At 71.4% G+C, this 15,611-nt stretch carries 17 protein-coding genes; 9 read left to right on the top strand and 8 right to left on the bottom strand.

Annotated elements, in window-relative coordinates; translation table 11 throughout:
• Positions 1-163: 163 nt before the first annotated feature.
• On the top strand, positions 164-505 hold the full coding sequence (locus ACX27O_RS26385) for an ArsR/SmtB family transcription factor (RefSeq protein ID WP_030333934.1): 342 nt from the start codon (positions 164-166) through the stop codon (positions 503-505).
• Between the two features lie 22 nt (positions 506-527).
• Here the strand turns inward: ACX27O_RS26385 and argS are convergent, their stop codons facing one another.
• Positions 528-2,273, bottom strand: a complete 1,746-nt coding sequence (gene argS, locus ACX27O_RS26380; RefSeq protein WP_458940248.1) for an arginine--tRNA ligase — start codon at positions 2,271-2,273, stop codon at positions 528-530.
• A 348-nt stretch (positions 2,274-2,621) separates the two neighbouring features.
• Here argS and ACX27O_RS26375 point away from each other — a divergent pair, with 348 nt between their 5' ends.
• Positions 2,622-3,389 carry a hypothetical protein gene (locus ACX27O_RS26375; RefSeq protein ID WP_458940247.1) on the top strand — a complete coding sequence of 256 codons (768 nt, stop codon included), beginning with the start codon at positions 2,622-2,624 and terminating at the stop codon, positions 3,387-3,389.
• 179 nt (positions 3,390-3,568) lie between these two features.
• Positions 3,569-4,057: a nitroreductase/quinone reductase family protein gene (locus ACX27O_RS26370; protein ID WP_458940246.1), complete on the top strand. Its 489-nt coding sequence runs from the start codon at positions 3,569-3,571 to the stop codon at positions 4,055-4,057.
• A gap of 56 nt (positions 4,058-4,113) precedes the next feature.
• Here the strand turns inward: ACX27O_RS26370 and ACX27O_RS26365 are convergent, their stop codons facing one another.
• Positions 4,114-4,497, bottom strand: a complete 384-nt coding sequence (locus ACX27O_RS26365) for a hypothetical protein (protein WP_030333927.1) — start codon at positions 4,495-4,497, stop codon at positions 4,114-4,116.
• Between the two features lie 401 nt (positions 4,498-4,898).
• Between ACX27O_RS26365 and ACX27O_RS26360 the strand changes: the two genes are divergently transcribed.
• Positions 4,899-5,333, top strand: coding sequence for a DUF6223 family protein (locus tag ACX27O_RS26360; RefSeq protein ID WP_210861860.1), 435 nt, complete (start codon positions 4,899-4,901; stop codon positions 5,331-5,333).
• 58 nt (positions 5,334-5,391) lie between these two features.
• Here the strand turns inward: ACX27O_RS26360 and ACX27O_RS26355 are convergent, their stop codons facing one another.
• From ACX27O_RS26355 to ACX27O_RS26340, 4 genes are all read right to left on the bottom strand, one after another.
• A complete protein-coding gene (locus tag ACX27O_RS26355; protein WP_458940245.1) occupies positions 5,392-6,054 on the bottom strand; it encodes a response regulator in 663 nt (220 codons plus the stop codon).
• Positions 6,051-7,184 (bottom strand): sensor histidine kinase, encoded by a 1,134-nt coding sequence (locus ACX27O_RS26350; RefSeq protein WP_458940244.1) that lies wholly within the window; start codon positions 7,182-7,184, stop codon positions 6,051-6,053. The genes ACX27O_RS26355 and ACX27O_RS26350 overlap by 4 nt, the downstream gene beginning before the upstream one ends.
• 66 nt (positions 7,185-7,250) lie before the next feature.
• A complete protein-coding gene (locus ACX27O_RS26345) occupies positions 7,251-9,131 on the bottom strand; it encodes an ABC transporter ATP-binding protein (RefSeq protein WP_210860010.1) in 1,881 nt (626 codons plus the stop codon).
• A gap of 249 nt (positions 9,132-9,380) precedes the next feature.
• A complete protein-coding gene (locus ACX27O_RS26340; protein WP_210865629.1) occupies positions 9,381-9,869 on the bottom strand; it encodes a MarR family winged helix-turn-helix transcriptional regulator in 489 nt (162 codons plus the stop codon).
• A gap of 107 nt (positions 9,870-9,976) precedes the next feature.
• Here ACX27O_RS26340 and ACX27O_RS26335 point away from each other — a divergent pair, with 107 nt between their 5' ends.
• Genes ACX27O_RS26335 through ACX27O_RS26325 form a run of 3 tightly spaced genes read left to right on the top strand, consistent with a single transcriptional unit; the run spans position 9,977 to position 12,790 of the window.
• Complete coding sequence (locus ACX27O_RS26335) at positions 9,977-11,026, top strand: LLM class flavin-dependent oxidoreductase (RefSeq protein ID WP_030333917.1); 1,050 nt, start codon at positions 9,977-9,979, stop codon at positions 11,024-11,026.
• Positions 11,019-12,047 (top strand): LLM class flavin-dependent oxidoreductase, encoded by a 1,029-nt coding sequence (locus ACX27O_RS26330; RefSeq protein ID WP_210858689.1) that lies wholly within the window; start codon positions 11,019-11,021, stop codon positions 12,045-12,047. The genes ACX27O_RS26335 and ACX27O_RS26330 overlap by 8 nt, the downstream gene beginning before the upstream one ends.
• A 26-nt stretch (positions 12,048-12,073) precedes the next feature.
• Positions 12,074-12,790 (top strand): NADPH-dependent F420 reductase, encoded by a 717-nt coding sequence (locus tag ACX27O_RS26325; protein ID WP_210858690.1) that lies wholly within the window; start codon positions 12,074-12,076, stop codon positions 12,788-12,790.
• Positions 12,791-12,795: 5 nt separating this feature from the next.
• Here ACX27O_RS26325 and ACX27O_RS26320 read toward each other — a convergent pair whose 3' ends face one another.
• Positions 12,796-13,515: a hypothetical protein gene (locus tag ACX27O_RS26320; RefSeq protein ID WP_030333910.1), complete on the bottom strand. Its 720-nt coding sequence runs from the start codon at positions 13,513-13,515 to the stop codon at positions 12,796-12,798.
• A 14-nt stretch (positions 13,516-13,529) separates the two neighbouring features.
• On the bottom strand, positions 13,530-14,303 hold the full coding sequence (locus tag ACX27O_RS26315; protein ID WP_210858691.1) for a GNAT family N-acetyltransferase: 774 nt from the start codon (positions 14,301-14,303) through the stop codon (positions 13,530-13,532).
• A gap of 204 nt (positions 14,304-14,507) precedes the next feature.
• Between ACX27O_RS26315 and ACX27O_RS26310 the strand changes: the two genes are divergently transcribed.
• A complete protein-coding gene (locus tag ACX27O_RS26310; protein ID WP_210858692.1) occupies positions 14,508-14,954 on the top strand; it encodes an iron chaperone in 447 nt (148 codons plus the stop codon).
• A 138-nt stretch (positions 14,955-15,092) separates the two neighbouring features.
• On the top strand, positions 15,093-15,608 hold the full coding sequence (locus tag ACX27O_RS26305) for a hypothetical protein (RefSeq protein ID WP_210858693.1): 516 nt from the start codon (positions 15,093-15,095) through the stop codon (positions 15,606-15,608).
• Positions 15,609-15,611 lie beyond the last annotated feature (3 nt).

Below are 15,611 nucleotides of genomic sequence, written 5' to 3'. Positions count from 1 at the left end.
AGCTCCACACGGCCCGTCCGCCACCACGGACGTCGGCGTTCGACTCACGTTCGGTGGCATCGTTGCGCCATCTGGACGCCATCGGAGGGCTGGTGTCGGTTTCTGCCGGTTTATTGATGGTGTTGGTGTCACTATGGCAGGCGTGGGAACTGCGAAAACTGCCATGCCTGCGATCTCGCCGCTCACCGGCGATCCCATCAAGCGGGCCGATGCCGAGCGGCTAGCGGGGGTGCTGAAGGCCTTCGCCGATCCGGCGCGACTCCGGTTGCTCAGCCTGATCCAGTCCGCGCCGGAGGGTGAGGCGTCAGTGAGTGACCTCACGTCGGCGCTCAATCTCTCTCAACCGACGGTGAGTCATCACCTTCGGATCCTCACCGAGGCCGGCCTGCTCGAACGCGACAAGCGTGGGGTCTGGGCGTACTACCGCCTGGTGCCCGCCGCGATCGCGCAGATCGCCGACCTGTTGACGCCACCCCGGAAGCGGGCGACGAAGCGGGCCCGCTGACCGGGGCCGGGGAGCCGGCCCGTCACATCCGCGCCAACGTTCGGATGCCGAGCAGGTCCAGCCCCTGCCGCAGGGTCCGGGCGGTCAGCCCGGCCAGCAGCAGCCGGCTCTCCCGCAGTTCGTCCGACGCGCGCAGCACCGGGCAGCGCTCGTAGAACGCGCTGAACGCGGTAGCCAGCCGGTGCAGGTACCCGGCGAGCTGGTGGAGTTCGAGGCTCCGCTCCACCTCGCCGACCACCCCGGCGAAGCCGAGCAGCTCGACCGCGAGCGCCCGCTCCGCCGGCTGCGCGAAGACAATGGGCGCGTCCGGCCGCGCGTGGACGATCGGCGCATCCGGCTGCGCGGCGGTCCCGGCCCGCCGCAGCACCGACCGGATCCGGGCGTACGCGTACTGGAGGTAGGGCGCGGTGTTGCCGTCCAGCGCCAGCATCCGCTCCCAGTCCAGGACGTAATCCTTGGTCCGGTCGACGGACAGGTCCGCGTACTTGATCGCGCCGATGCCCACCGCGCGGCCGATCTCGGCGGCGGCTTCGGTGTCCAGGTCCGGGTTTCTGCTACGGGCCAGGTCGGTGGCGCGGGCGACCGCCTCCTCCAGCAGGCCGACCAGCTTCACCGACTCACCGGCCCGGCTACGCAGCATCCGACCGTCGGCGCCGAGGATGGACCCGAAGCCCAGATGCTCGGCCCGGACCGGTGGGCGGAGCCAACCGGCCGCCTCGGCGACGGCGAACACCATCGCGAAGTGCTGCCGCTGCGGCAGGCCGACGACGTACAGCAGCCGGGTCGCGCCCAGCTCGCCGACGCGCTGCCGCAGCGCGGCCAGGTCGGTGGCCGGATAGCCGTACCCACCGTCACTCTTGCGCACGATCAGCGGCAGCGGCGCGCCGTCCCGGCCGGTGAACCCGGGCGGGAAGACGCACTCGGCCCCACCGCTGGGCCGCAGCAGCCCCAGCCGGTCCAGGTCGTCGACGACACCAGCGAGCAGATGGTTGTAGGCGCTCTCGCCCCGGAAGTCGTCGCCGGACAACCCCACGTCGAGCAGGTCGTACACGGTCAGGAAGTACCGCTCGGACTGCGTCACCAGCAGCCGCCACAGCCGCCGGGTCCGCTCGTCGCCGCCCTGCAACGCGACCACCCGCAGCCGGGACCGTTCCCGGAACGCCTCGTCTTCGTCGAACTTCACGCGGGCCGCCCGATAGAAGGTGTCCAGGTCGCCCATCGACAGGTGCTGCGCGGCCTCGGCCTCACCGAGGTCGATCAGGTGCTCGATCAGCATGCCGAACGGTGTCCCCCAGTCACCCAGGTGGTTGACCCGCACCACCCGGTGCCCGAGCCAGGTCAGCAGCCGCACCGCCGCGTCACCGATGACGGTCGAGCGGAGGTGCCCGACGTGCATCTCCTTCGCCACGTTGGGCGCCGAGTAGTCGACCACCACGGTCTGCGGCGTCGCCGTCGGCGGCACGCCGAGCCGGGCGTCGCCCGCCAGCCCGGCGACCAGGTCGGCCAGCGCCCGGTCGGCGAGTGTCAGGTTGATGAAACCCGGCCCGGAGACCTCGGCCGACACGCCGATGTCGTCGAGCACCGCGTGGGCCAGCACCGCGCCGGCGATGTCCCGCGGCGGGCGACCGAGCCGCCGGGCCAGCGCCAGCGCCGCGTCGGACTGGAAGTCCGCGCGCCCGGACCGCCGCACCAGCGGGTCGACCGGGCCGCCGGCCACCGCCGCGAACGCCGGTGCCAGCCGGTCGGACAACAACTTTTCAAGATCCATGGGTACGCCGATCTCGCTCGGACCCGCGCTGTCACGCGAGCCGTTGACGGGGAGATGCGGGCGGACCGAGGACGACCAGCGAACGACCGGCGGCTCGATCCGCCGGTCGCAGGAACAGGTCAGCGCGGGCGGGCGACGGGTCGCCGGCGTCGCTCCGCACCGACCTGGACGTCACCCGACAGTCCGGTGGTGCAGTGAGCGATTACGCTGGTCATGCGGGGCAGCCTAGCGGCCCGGTCGATGTGACGACACCTCAATTCCGGTGGCCCGGTCGATCCTCGCGCCGCCTGGTGATCGTTTCGGTCGGCGCGACGCTGGGCACCTTCCCGGCACAGACAAGGGGTGATGATGAGCCGATCCGCACCACTGCCACCGGCACGTACCCGACGTGCGCTCGCGCTGCTCCCACTGCTCGGCACCATCGCGCTGGCCGCCGCCTGCACCACCACCGGGGAACCGCCCGACTCGGCCCCGGCGACCACCGCGCCGACCACCACGTCGGCGTCGGCGCCCCCGACGGGCGCACCGTCTCCGAGCGCGAGCAGCCCCCGGGTGACCATCCCGACCTCGGCCTTCGTCGAGTTACCCGCCGAGCTGCGGAAGTCTCCACGACGGACGACACCCGTCGAGGAGGCCCTGCCGACGCTGTGTGGCAACGAGTTTGGCACCGGCGGCCGGCAGGTCACCGCCAGCGCCGCGATGACCGTGACCTACCAGACGGCCGGCGAGCCCGCCAGCAACGTGCCGCAGGGGATGATCCACCAGACCATCTTCACCTTCGACGGCGCCGGAGCCTCGGCCTACCTGGACCGGCTCCGCACCGCCGTGCAGGCGTGTCCCTCCTACGAGCAGGCCGGAAACCGGGTCACCGTCAAGAGCGAGGTGCTGACCGGGGTCGGTGGCGAGGGGCTGCTGCTGACCCGGACCTGGCCGGAGACGAGCCTGAACGGCGAACGCACCGGCGGCACCGCGTCCAGCCAGATCGCCGTGGCCCGCGTCGACAGCACGGTGACGGTCTTCAACGACCAGGGGTGGGAGGGCACCAGCGGCAACCCGGCCATCCTGGACCGGGTCCTACGCGACGGCGTACGCGCCATCGACGCCTGGCAGCGGTAGCTCACCCGGCCGCCGCCGGGGCGGGGCTTCCACCGATCGGTCCGATCCTCGGTCGGATCATGGACAACAGGACGCAAGCTGTGCTCACGCCGCGAGACCTTGGGCTCTCGGTCCACAGTGGGGTTACCGGATACGGCAGCCTGCCGGGCCATCAGCAGTGGTCGGTGGAGGAGGTCGTCATGTCCGATGCTCAGGAGACGAAGGCGCCGTGGCTGCCGCCGCGGTGGTTCATCCGGTTGGCCTGGTCGGTGCACCGGGGTGTGTACCGGGTCACCGGCAGCCGGGTCGGGCTGTGGCGGCCGCGCGAGCACCGCTGGGGCACGCTGCGGCTGACCACCATCGGTCGCCGCACCGGCCAGCAACGTAGCGTCATCCTCGCGTACTTCGAGGACGGCCCGAACCTGGTCGGGGTGGCGATGAACGGGTGGGGCGAGGGCGCCCCCGCCTGGTGGCTCAACCTTCAGGCCCACCCGGACGCGTCAGTGGACCTGGCCGACGGGCGGCGGCTGGTCCGCGGCCGGGCCGCCACCGCCGACGAGCGGGCGCGACTGTGGCCACGCTGGCGCGGGGCCGACAAGAACTTCGAGGCCCATGCGGCGCGGCGATCGTCGGAAACCACTGTGGTGGTGCTGGAGCCCAGATCGGGTGGCGACTCCTCAATGCAGTGACGCGGTTGTTGACCTCAACACCCCGGGTCCACCGGGCTACCAGCGCTGCCACCCGGTCAACGGCCGAACGCGAGGTAGAGACCCAGGCCGAAGTTCACCACCAGGATGATCGCGCCGGCGACGGCAGACCAGCGCTGCCACGCCGTCCACCGGACCGTCCTCTGGGATTCGACGATGCCCGCCTCCTCCACCCGCACGGCGGCGATCCTCTCCCGCTCGCTGGTGTCCCGGCGGTCTGCGGTCATGTTGGCGCTGAACAGGGCGACGTTGGCGCGGAGCTCCTCGGTGAGAAATTGGAGAGCCTGCGTCATCGAGTCGATCGAACCATTGATCTTTCGCAGGTGCTCATCGTGCCCCTGTAGACGTTGCTCGATCCGACCCGCGTCGAGACCGCGGGCGTAGGCAGCCGCCTTTTCCTCGGTGTTCTCCGGACTTGTCATGGTGCCCTCGGCGTCGACGACGGCGCCGCGATCCCCCGCTGGGGCGGAATCTCCACGGCCGCCAGATGGCAGGGCCGGTGTCGAGGCGGGGTGCTTGTGAGAAGCATGGATGTCACCTCCTGAACCCGCACCACCTGGTCCGATGCATCAGTCGTACCACTCGCAGACCGTGAACGCCACTGCTCGGATCCGACAAAACCCCAGGTCAAAGGCCATTCCCGCTCAGCTCGCGCCGGGGTCGTGGGGCCGGGCAAGCCCGGGGAGACAACCGCGGCGGTACGCCGTTGCGAGCGCGTACATCCCGGGTGGTAGGCCCGTTGGCAACTCCGGCATGACGACTCGCGGGCGGTCCCGTTCCTACGCTGCCGCATGTAGTCGTCAGCCGACCGAGGGGAACCACGATGTCCGTCCGCCACCTGCTCGCCACCGCCGTAGCCGTCCCAATCGGGGGGATCACGCTCAGCGCGCCGGCAGCCGCGCACGCCTCGGCCCAGTCGACCGCAGCCGCTGCGCTCTCCATGAGCTCCGGGCGTCTCGGTGCCAGCGCCGCCGTCCTGCTGGGCCTGGCCGGCGCCGTCGTCGGGGGGCTGGCTCTGGCCCGCCCCGCCAGTCGCATCGGCACCGGCTCGGGCAGCCTCGGAGCCGTCCTGGCCCTGGCGGCGGGCCTGATCAGCATGGCGCTCGGTGGGCTGGTGGTGGTCACCTCCGACAGTGGCATCGGCACCGGCAACGGGCGAGGCGGCGCCTTCGTGGCCCTGGTGGTTGGACTGGTCGGCGTGGTCCTCGGTGGGCTGGCTCTGGCCCGCGCCCGTCGCACTGCTCGGCTGACCACCTGACCGGTCGGCACGCGGGTCGGAGCCCCGGTGGTGGCGCTGCCCGCCACCGTGGGCGTGCTCAGGAGCGGGTGAGCCAACCAGGCACGGTCAGGCCGGACTCGTAGGCGAGGATCACCAACTGGGCCCGGTCCCGGGCAGCGGCCTTGGTCATGATCCGGCTGACATGTGTCTTGGCGGTGGCCGGGCTCAGCACCAGGCGCGAAGCGATCTCGTCGTTGGACAGACCGGCCGCGACCAGCGCCAGCACTTCACGCTCGCGCTCGGTGAGCACGCTCAGTCGCGGCCCCGGATCGGGATGCCCGGCCCGGGCCGCGAACTCGGCGATCAACCGGCGGGTGATCGACGGCGCGATCAGCGCGTCACCCCGGGCCACGACCCGCACTCCGTGGATCAACTCGGCCGGCTCGGTGTCCTTGACCAGAAAGCCACTGGCGCCGGCCCGCAGCGCCCCGTAGACGTATTCGTCCAGGTCGAACGTGGTCAGGATGATGACCCGGGCGTCGGAGTTCCCGACGATCTCCCCGGTCGCGGCCAGGCCGTCCAGCCCGGGCATCCGGATGTCCATGAGCACGACATCCGGCCGCAGTTGCCGGGCGAGCCGCACCGCCTGCGCGCCGTCGGCAGCCTCGCCGACCACCTCGATGCCGTCCTCGCCGTCCAGGATGGACCGGAAACCGGCGCGGACCAGGGTCTGGTCGTCGACGAGCAGCAGCCGGATCATGCCCGCTCCCCCGCCGGGCTCGGCCGCGCCGGCAGCCGGGCGCAGACCCGAAAGCCACCGTCCGGCTGCGAGCCCGTGGTCAGCGAACCGCCCAGTGCCCGTGCCCGCTCCCGCATTCCGGAGATCCCGCTGCCCGGCGTGCCCGGTTGACTGGTGCCGTCGTCCTCGACCTCCACGAGCACGTCATCGTGGTCGGGCCGGACCCGGACCACCGCGGTGGTGGCACCCGCGTGCCGCGCCACGTTGGTGAGCGCCTCCTGGACGATCCGGTACACCGCCAGGTCGACCTCCGGTGGCAGCGGCCGGGTCTCGGCCAACTCGGTGCGGATCTCCAACTCCGGCCGACCGGCCGTCCTGACGAGATCGTCGAGGCGGGACAGACCGGGTGCGGGCACTGCCGCCCCCGCACCCTCTTCCCGCAGTACGCCGAGCGTCGCGCGCAACTCGTGCAGGGTCTCCTTGCTGGCCTGTTTGATCGCGGTGAGGGCCTGCTCGGACCGGGCCGGGTCGGGCCGGTGCAGCGCGGCGCTGGCCTGCACGTTGATCAGTGACAGGTGGTGGCCGAGCACGTCGTGCAGTTCCCGGGCGATGCGCAGCCGTTCCTCGGTGGCTCGTCGGCGGGCCTCCTCCTCCACCCGCTGCTCGGCGACGACGGCTCGGGCCTGCGCCTCGGCGAGATAGGCGCGACGGTTGCGGGTGACGCCGACGATGACCGCGACGAGCCAACCGGCGTGCAGCAGCGTCGCCCCGTTCATGCTGGTCGGGGAACGGTTGTAGCTGTCCGCCACGGCGAAGGCGATCACCGAGGCGAGACCCAGCCCGATGGCGACCGCGAGGTGCCCCTCGTCGACGACTGTGTAGAGCGCCACGACGAACACCAACATGATCGGACCGGGCCGGTGCAGCAGCGCCCCGTACGCGCCGACGGCGGCCAGCGCCACGACGCCCACCGGCACCGGGTGACGCCGGCGGACGTACAGCGCGCCGGACGAGAGCAGCACCACAGGCAGGGCCGCCCATTCGGCGGTGGTGTCGAGGCCGCGCGACTGCACCACCAGGCCCACGAGGGCGATCAGGCCGACGACGAGCACCAGGGCCGTGTTCGCCGAACGGCCGCGCCACCCTGACATGCGCGGAAGCCTAGCCGCTCGGCGGGGAACGGGAGAAGGTCTGACCCGGGGCTGGCGATGGCGTCCTCAGTGGGAGCTCGGTGCGGGCCGGTGGCCGTCCCTCAGGTTCGCGTCGTAGCCGGCGGCCTGGAGGGCGAACAGTTCGGCGTACCGGCCGCCGGTGGCGACGAGGTCGGCGTGTGAGCCGGCCTCGACCAGTCGGCCGTGGTGCAGGACGAAGATCCGGTCGGCGTGCCGGACGTTGGCGAGCCGGTGCGTGATGAGGATCGTCGTGGCGCGACCTCTGCGGTCCCGAATGGCCTGGAACAGGGCATCCTCGGCGCGGGGGTCGAGCGCGGAGGACGGCTCATCCATGATCAGCAGTTCGGCGTCGCGCAGGAAGCCGCGGGCCGCGGTGATGCGTTGCCACTGCCCACCGGAGAGGTCCTGACCGCGCGCGAAGGTCCGGTCGAGCAGTGTCTCGTACCCGTGCGGAAGTTCGTTGATCATGTCGTGGGCGACCGCGCGGCCGGCGGCGGCCTCGATGCGATCCTGCCGGGCCTCGCTGTCGACGTCGCCGATGGCGATGTTCGTGGCCGCGGTGAACGGCCACTTGTGGTATTCCTGCGTCACGACCGCGATCCGGGCCCGCAGCCCGTCGACGTCGAGCTCCGACAACGGGCGGCCGTTCCACTCGATACCGCCAGCGGTGGGCACGCGCAGGCCGGCGACCATCGCGGCGAGGGTGGTCTTGCCCGAGCCGTTCTCCCCGACGAACGCGACCGTCTGCCCGGCGGTGATCGTCAACGTGACGCCGTCGACGGCCGGGGTGTCCCGGTCGGGATAGCGCAGGCTCACCCCGTTGACCGTCAACTCCCGCAACCGGTCCGGCGCGGCCCCGGCTTCGTCGTCGGCGTTGCCCGGCAGGTAGGCGTCAGCGCGGGTCATGAAGCCGGTGTAGTCGCCGAAGTGCTGCCCCTCGGTGTAGACGTGGTCGACCTGGAAGGTCGCGATGGCCAGGGACCGTTGCGCGGACTGCACCGCGATGACGCAGGTCGCCGCCGCGGCGAGCGGGATCTGCCCGTCCAGGAGCAGCAACCCGAGCAGGGCGTAGACGGTGCCGGTGGCGAGGCCACCGATGATCGCTCCGACAGTGGTGGTCGTGGTGACGCGCCGGGCCAGGGCGAGCTGGATGTCGGTCTCCACCCGCATCACCCGGTCGTACTGGTCGAGCAGGAACCGGCGCAGACCGTACGAGCGCAACTCCGGTGCCGAGGCACGTTCGGCCATCAACTTGTGCAGCAGCCACAGTCGACGTCGGCGCACCGATCCGGCGGTGTACGTCTGGTAGCGCAGATGCCCGGCCCGCAACGACGCCCATGCCGTGGGCACCGTGGCGACCAGCAGCGCCAGCAGCAGCAGCGGATGGATGATGATGACGGCAGCCGCCACGGCGAGCAGGCCGGCCAGCCCGGCGAGCAGGTTCATCGACGCCTGCACCAGCCCGATCGTCGACTCGGTGCCCCGCGAGGCGCGTTCCATGTCGTCGGCGAACGCGTCCGCGTCGAACGCCTCCAACCGGACCGCTGTGGACACCTCGAACAGGCCTCGCTCCACCTCCCGGCTCACCCGGGGCGTCAGCCCGTTCTGCGCGTACCCGGTGGCGATGCCCATCCCGGCGCGGAGCGCGACCGTCACGGCCAGCACGACCAGCGCGGGCAGTGCCGCCCGCACCTTGTCCGGTGTCGGCCCGCCGGCGAACAACTCCACCAGCACCCGCTGCGTGGCCAGCAGCCCGAAGGCCGCCATCACCCCCGCGCCGACGGTGGCCACAGCCACCACACCGGTACGGAGCCGGTCCGCGCGCCAACTGATGCCGAGTGCGGTCCACACCAACCTGGGCAACTCCGCGAAGACGGCGAAGACGCCGGCCTCGGCGCGCGCCCGCACCCCCGTCTCCCACCACATCTCCCGCAGTTCCGGCAGCACCGATTCGGTACGTCCCGGGCGGGACTGCTCTGGCCTGACCCGGTGGGCCTCTGCGGTGGCGGTCTCGCTCATGGACGTACCTCCCGGGCGGCGCGGCCGACGCCGTCCCCCGCGGGCGGGCGGGGTGGCGGCTTTCTGGAGGATTGGACCACCCGGACGTAGCTGTCGGCAATCGCCCGCGCACTTACAGTTATGAATGCGATAGTGCCGGGGAGCCGCCCTGGCGTGTCACTCCGCGCGCAGGGCGTCGAGGCGCGCTCGCAGTGCCGTGGCGATCTCGCCCGCCGCGACGATCTGGTCCGGGGTGAGGGCGTCGACGAAGAGTTCACGGATGGCGCGCAGGTGCGGAAAGGTGGCGCCCTTGAACGCCTCGGCGCCGGCTGTCGTGAGCAGCACCTCGGCGCCACGGGGCACCGTCGCGCACTCCTGGCGGCGGATCAGGCCGCGCCGTTCCATCCGCCCGAGGTGGTGCGAGAGGCGGCTCCGCTCCCACCCGATGTGCGCGGCGAGTTCGGACGACCGCATCGCCTGACCCTGCGCCTCGCTGAGGGCGAGGAGCACGGCGTAGTCGCCCGTCGAGAGCGAGGAGTCGCTCTGCAACCGGGACTCGAGCCGGGAGCCGAGCGCTGCCGTCGTCTCGATGAAGTCCCGCCAGATCCGCAGCTCGTCGGCGGTGGGGAGCTGGCGCCCCCGCCGGGCCGGTGTGGCGTCCGTCATCTCACTCTCCTGGGAATTGACGTGTCAATTGCCAAGTTAGCATCATTGACACGTCAACCGGTAGGTCTGCTTCCGCAGCTCGCCGGCTGAGCACCGAGGAGGGGACGATGGCAGCTGCAGACTTCGAGCTGGGGCTGAACTCGTTCGGGGAGGTCGCCACCGACGGCGACCGGACCCTGAGCGACGCCGAGACCGTACGGCTACTCGTCGACGAGGCACGGCTCGCCGAGTCGGCCGGACTCGACGTGTTCAGCGTCGGTGAGCACTACCGCGAGGGACACAACGACTCGGCGGCACCCGTGCTGCTGGCCGCGGCCGCGACGGCGACCGAGCGAATTCGTCTCGGCACCTCGGTCACCGTGCTCAGCACCAACGACCCGGTACGGCTCTACCACGAGTTCTCCACCCTCGACGCTGTCTCCAACGGCCGCGCCCAGGTGATCCTCGGCCGCGCCTCGGCAACCGAGTCGTTCCCGTTGTTCGGTTACGACCTCGCCGACTACGAGCGGTTGTTCGAAGAGAAGCTGGACCTCTTCCTGCGGCTGCGACAGGACGAACCGGTCACCTGGTCCGGCACGGTACGAAGCCCGCTCACCGCGCAGCGGCTGCACCCACGGATGCCCGCCGGCGGCATCCCGACCTGGATCGGGGTCGGGGGAAGCCCGAACTCGGTCATCCGCGCCGCCCGGCACGGACTTCCGCTCATGCTCGCGATCATCGGCGGGCGTCCGCAGCGCTTCGCCGGCCACGTCGACCTCTACACCAGGGCGCTCGAACAGTTCGGGCATACCCTGCCGCCAATCGGGCAGCACTCCCTCGGCCTGGTCGCGGACACCGACGAGGAGGCGGTGGAGACGTGGTGGCGGTACTGGCAGCCGGTCGCGACGGCCCTGGCCGCCGAACGCGGCTTCTACAAACCGGACCGCGCGCGCTACGAGGCCGAAATCGACCACGGGGCGCTGTTCGTCGGCTCACCCGAGACGGTGGCGCAGAAGATCGCCACTGTCGCTCGCGACCTGCGGCTGAGCCGCTTCGACCTGAAGTACGACATCATGCACCTGCCCCGCGAGGCCCGTGCGCGCACGATCCACCTGCTGGGCAGTGCGGTCGCGCCACGGGTCCGGGAGCTGCTGGCGAAGGAGCCCAACCATGTCTGATCTCTTGTTCGGCCTTGACACGTTCGGTGACGTACCGCAGGACGACGCCGGCAAGCTCGTCTCCCACGCGGCGGCGATCCGGCAGGTCGTCGACGAGGCGGTGCTCGCCGACCAGCTCGGGGTCGACGTCATCGCCCTGGGCGAGCACCACCGTCCGGAGTACTCCGTCTCCACACCGGAGACGGTGCTGGCCGGCATCGCCACCCGCACCTCGCGGATCCGGTTGGCCTCCGGCGTGACAGTGCTGAGCTCGGACGACCCGGTGCGGGTGTTCCAGCGCTTCGCCACCGTGGACGCGCTGTCGAACGGCCGGGCCGAGGTCATCCTCGGCCGCGGCTCGTTCACCGAGTCGTTCCCGTTGTTCGGTTACGACCTGCGCGACTACGACACGCTGTTCGAGGAGAAGATCGACCTGTTCGTGAAGTTGCTGGACGAGAAACCGGTCACCTGGAGCGGGACCCTGCGTGCCCCGCTGGAGAACGCCGACGTCTTCCCGAAGACCGAGTCGGGTCGCCTGGACACCTGGGTCGGCGTGGGCGGCTCGCCGCAGTCGGTCGTCCGCACCGCCCAGTACGGGCTTCCGCTCATGCTCGCCATCATCGGCGGCGCTCCCGACCGCTTCGCGCCCTACATCGACCTCTACCGCCGGGCCGCCGCGCAACTCGGCACCACCGCGCACCCGGTCGGGATGCACTCGCCCGGCTTCATCGCCGACACCGACGAGGAGGCCAAGGAGATCTACTGGCCGCACTACCGGATCATGCGGGACCGGATCGGCAAACTGCGGGGTTGGCCGCCGATCCGCCGCCAGGAGTTCGACTCCGAGGTGGAGAACGGCTCCCTCTACATCGGTTCACCGGAGACGGTGGCCCGCCGCATGGCCCGGGCGATCCGCAGCCTCGGCGTCGGCCGGTTCGACCTCATCTACTCGGCCGGAGCACAGCCGGCGAGCGCCCGCATGCGCGCCGTGGAACTGTACGGCTCGAAGGTGATCCCCATGGTCCGCGAACTGCTGGCCTGACCGCCACTTCCCCGCGAGAGGACGACATGACCGACAACGACCGAAGCCGGCCTGCCACCCTCGGCATCCTCGGTGCCGGCAAGGTGGGCACCGTGCTCGCCCGGCTCGCCGTCGCCGCCGGCTACCGGGTACGGGTAGCCGGCTCCGGCGACCCGGCGAAGATCGCCCTCACCGTCGAGGTGCTCGCCCCGGGGGCCGAGGCCACCACCGCGCTGGACGCGGCGACCGACGCCGACATCGTCGTCCTCGCCCTACCCCTGGGCAAGCACCGCAGCATCCCCGCCGAGGCGTTGCGTGGCAAGCTCGTCGTCGACGCCATGAACTACTGGTGGGAGATCGACGGCATCCGCGACGACCTCACCGACCCGCGTACCTCGTCGAGCGAGATCGTCCAGGCGTTCCTGTCCGGCTCCCGGGTGGTGAAGGCGTTCAACCATATGGGTTATCACGACCTGGAGGACGAGGCCCGACCGGCCGGGGTGGCCGGGCGCAAGGCCATCGCGATCGCCGGCGACGACAGCGCCGACGTCGCCGAGGTGTCGACACTGGTGGACGCGCTCGGCTTCGATCCGGTCGTCGCCGGCCCGCTGGCCGAGGGGGTACGACTCGAACCGGGCAGCGAGTTGTTCGGCGCCAACGTGAGCGCCGACGAGGTCCGCGCGATGCTCGACCGCTTCCCGGAGTCGGAGCGGGGACGGGTCGTCACCGCCGCCCGAGCCTCGACCTCACCCGGGGCCGCCTAGCGCGGCTACGCGGCGAAGGCCGCCCTCGGTTCGAGGAGCTGGCCGACGGCGTACTCCTCGTCGAAGGCGGCCGGGCCGAGCGCTTCGACCGCGGCGGCGCGCATCCGGGCGAGGTCCGCCGCGTCGTCCGGGTCCGGCACCTGGCCGAGCGCCGCGAACGCGGCATCCGCGACGCCGATCATCCGCGCCGCCCGCAGGTGATCTCCCTCGGCGGTCGCGAGCGCGGCGCCCGCGACGCAGACGTACGGCACGAAGTCGGCCCAGCCGTTGTCGAACACCCGCTCGCGGTTCTCGGCGAACAGCGTCCGCGCCACGTCGAGGTTGCCCAGCCCCAGCTCGCAGAACGCCAGGTTGTGATACTCGGAGTTGACGGTCTTGGGTTGGCCGAGCGTCTCGTTGAGCGCGATGCTCTCCCGGTACAGCTCCCGCGCCCGAACCAGGTCGCCGGACATCCGCGCGACGCCGGCCAGCACGTGCCTCGGCCGTTCCTCGAGGGCGCGGTCGCCGGAGCGCAGCGCCACCGCCAGGGCCTCCCGCGCCCGGGCCTCCCCGCCCGCCAGGTCGCCGCCGCGGATGGCGACCCGGGCGAGGCTGTAGCGGGCCTCCACCTCACCCGCCGGGTCGCCGGCCGCCCGCGCCCGCTCGATCTCGGCCTCGCTCATCCGCACCACGGCGTCGGTCTCGCCCCGCCGGAAGGCCGAACGCACGTTCTCACTGAAGCTCATGGCCTTCTCCCCCGTCACGCTTCGCTCGGTCGCGCCGTCAACATGGTCCAGTTCTGCACGAGCGCGAAGCCCATCGACTCGTAGAGCGGCCGGCCCATCGGGCTGCTGTGCAGGTAGGCGATGTCCGCGCCGGCCGCGATGCCGTCGCGCAGCACCGCTTCGGTGAGCGCCCGGCCGAGGCCACGACCCCGGGCGGACGGTACGACGCCGATGTTGAACACACCGACCACGCCGGCGGCCCTCATGCCGAGGGCGGTGCCGACGGGACGGCCGGACTCCTCGGCCAGATAGCCGGTCACGCCGTCGGTGTCGAGCACCGCGCCGCCCATCAGCGAGCCGAAGACACCGACGGGCGCCTCGAAGCTCTCGGCGAAAGCAGCGGTGTACGTGTCGCTCTCGGCGGCGCCGACAGGGCGTACCAGGGTCTGCTGGGTCGAGCCGGTCCGGAACACGATGTCGTCGGTGGCGCAGGCCAGCAGCGGGAGGGCGCCGCGTTCGGTGAGCCCGTGCCGGGCCGCGAGCTCGGCGATCCCGGCGCTGGGCTCACCTCGGACGATGATCGACCAGTGCGGGACCTGCGCGCGGACCTCGGTTGCCAACTCGTCGAGCGAGCCGAGGTCCGGGTCCGTGGTCAGGTCGAAGACCCCGTTGAGCGACGCGACGCCGGTGTGGGTGACCCCCGCGCGAGCGGTGCCGCGTTCGGCGTACCAGCCCTTCGGTGTCACCCGGCAGAGTGTCTCGATGGCGTCGGAGTACGCCGTCGCCAACCGGTCGGCGGTGGTGCTCATGCCTGGTCTCCCCCATGGAACTAGTCCTGACGAGTCCGTCAACCTAGCCAGCAATCCGTTAGACCAGCAAACGTGACGATTCGGGCATCCGGCGGTGCTCCGTACCGATCAGGAATCGAGAAGCCCCGGGGCCGACGTCCGGCCTAGCCTTTTCCCAGAACGGCCGGCGGCACGCCGAGCCGGACGACGAGAGGGAGACCGCCCATGTCCACGAAGACCACCACCGAGTCCGACGGCTTCACCGCCGAGGAGCGCGCCGCGATGAAGGAGCGCGCCGCCGAGCTGCGCGCCGAGGGCAAGAAGGGTGCCAAGAAGGCCGACGGGCTCCAGGCGGTCCTCGACCGGATCGCGCAGATGGAGCCGGAGGATCGGGCGCTCGCCGAGCGCGTCCACGTGACGGTGACCGCCGCCGCCCCGGACCTGACGCCCAAGACCTGGTACGGGATGCCCGCCTACGCGAACGCGGACGGCAAGATCGTGGTCTTCTTCCAGGACTCCGGGAAGTTCAACTACCGGTACTCGACGCTGGGCTTCCAGGACACCGCCAACCTCGACGACGGCGACATGTGGCCGGCGTCGTACGCGCTGCAGAAGTGGAGCCCCACCGTGGAGAAGAAGATCACCGAGCTGGTGCGGGCAGCGGTTTCCTGATCGTCCCGCTAACCGCCTGGATCGGGGCGACCGCAGTGGCCGAGCGGCCAGAGGTGAGCGATGATCGGGGCCGGCGACCGAGGGAGACACAGTGCGGACGATGTGGCGCGGACCGTCAGCGGCGACACGAGCAGCCCGGTGACGGCCCGAGCGGGTGAGGCGTTCGACACCGCTCGGGCGGTCTCCCACGTCGAGTCGTTGCTCGCCGTCGAGCTGCCCACGGACGGCGAGCCGGTCAGCGAGGGCGACCCGGCCACCGGTGAGTGGACCGGCACCCGGGGGGCGGGCTTCCAGATCATTCCGCTCTGGGAGAGCGACGACCTCGTCGGTGTGTACGGCGCCGAGTGGAACGAGGCCGAGGAGGTCGCCACGGCGAACCTGACCCTTGTCGTCGGTGAACTTGACCGCCGTTGGGGCCCGCACCGCAGGGTGTCCATGCACGTACCGCTGTTCCGCAAGCAGGCCGGCGCACCGATGCCGGCGCTGTTCCAGTCCCTGAGCGACATGGACTGCTACGGCGACCTCACCGTGTGGGGGCCGACGGCGGCCGAGGGCCGGTGGGTCGCGGTCTCGGTCAACCAGTGCGACGGCGACGCCCCGATGATCATGATCGGGGTGGTCAGTCGGTTCGCGATCACCGAACTGCCGGAGTGACAC

This window comes from Micromonospora sp. SD19, from assembly GCF_054462275.1.
This window is presented reverse-complemented; position numbering and strand designations above follow the sequence as displayed.

Bases quoted from the DNA above. Each gene is read 5' to 3' on its own strand.
- ACX27O_RS26385 (WP_030333934.1), top strand. From the start codon at position 164: ATGCCTGCGATCTCGCCGCTCACCGGCGATCCCATCAAGCGGGCCGAT.
- argS (WP_458940248.1), bottom strand. From the start codon at position 2,273: ATGGATCTTGAAAAGTTGTTGTCCGACCGGCTGGCACCGGCGTTCGCG.
- ACX27O_RS26375 (WP_458940247.1), top strand. From the start codon at position 2,622: ATGAGCCGATCCGCACCACTGCCACCGGCACGTACCCGACGTGCGCTC.
- ACX27O_RS26370 (WP_458940246.1), top strand. From the start codon at position 3,569: ATGTCCGATGCTCAGGAGACGAAGGCGCCGTGGCTGCCGCCGCGGTGG.
- ACX27O_RS26365 (WP_030333927.1), bottom strand. From the start codon at position 4,497: ATGACAAGTCCGGAGAACACCGAGGAAAAGGCGGCTGCCTACGCCCGC.
- ACX27O_RS26360 (WP_210861860.1), top strand. From the start codon at position 4,899: ATGTCCGTCCGCCACCTGCTCGCCACCGCCGTAGCCGTCCCAATCGGG.
- ACX27O_RS26355 (WP_458940245.1), bottom strand. From the start codon at position 6,054: ATGATCCGGCTGCTGCTCGTCGACGACCAGACCCTGGTCCGCGCCGGT.
- ACX27O_RS26350 (WP_458940244.1), bottom strand. From the start codon at position 7,184: ATGTCAGGGTGGCGCGGCCGTTCGGCGAACACGGCCCTGGTGCTCGTC.
- ACX27O_RS26345 (WP_210860010.1), bottom strand. From the start codon at position 9,131: ATGTGGTGGGAGACGGGGGTGCGGGCGCGCGCCGAGGCCGGCGTCTTC.
- ACX27O_RS26340 (WP_210865629.1), bottom strand. From the start codon at position 9,869: ATGACGGACGCCACACCGGCCCGGCGGGGGCGCCAGCTCCCCACCGCC.
- ACX27O_RS26335 (WP_030333917.1), top strand. From the start codon at position 9,977: ATGGCAGCTGCAGACTTCGAGCTGGGGCTGAACTCGTTCGGGGAGGTC.
- ACX27O_RS26330 (WP_210858689.1), top strand. From the start codon at position 11,019: ATGTCTGATCTCTTGTTCGGCCTTGACACGTTCGGTGACGTACCGCAG.
- ACX27O_RS26325 (WP_210858690.1), top strand. From the start codon at position 12,074: ATGACCGACAACGACCGAAGCCGGCCTGCCACCCTCGGCATCCTCGGT.
- ACX27O_RS26320 (WP_030333910.1), bottom strand. From the start codon at position 13,515: ATGAGCTTCAGTGAGAACGTGCGTTCGGCCTTCCGGCGGGGCGAGACC.
- ACX27O_RS26315 (WP_210858691.1), bottom strand. From the start codon at position 14,303: ATGAGCACCACCGCCGACCGGTTGGCGACGGCGTACTCCGACGCCATC.
- ACX27O_RS26310 (WP_210858692.1), top strand. From the start codon at position 14,508: ATGTCCACGAAGACCACCACCGAGTCCGACGGCTTCACCGCCGAGGAG.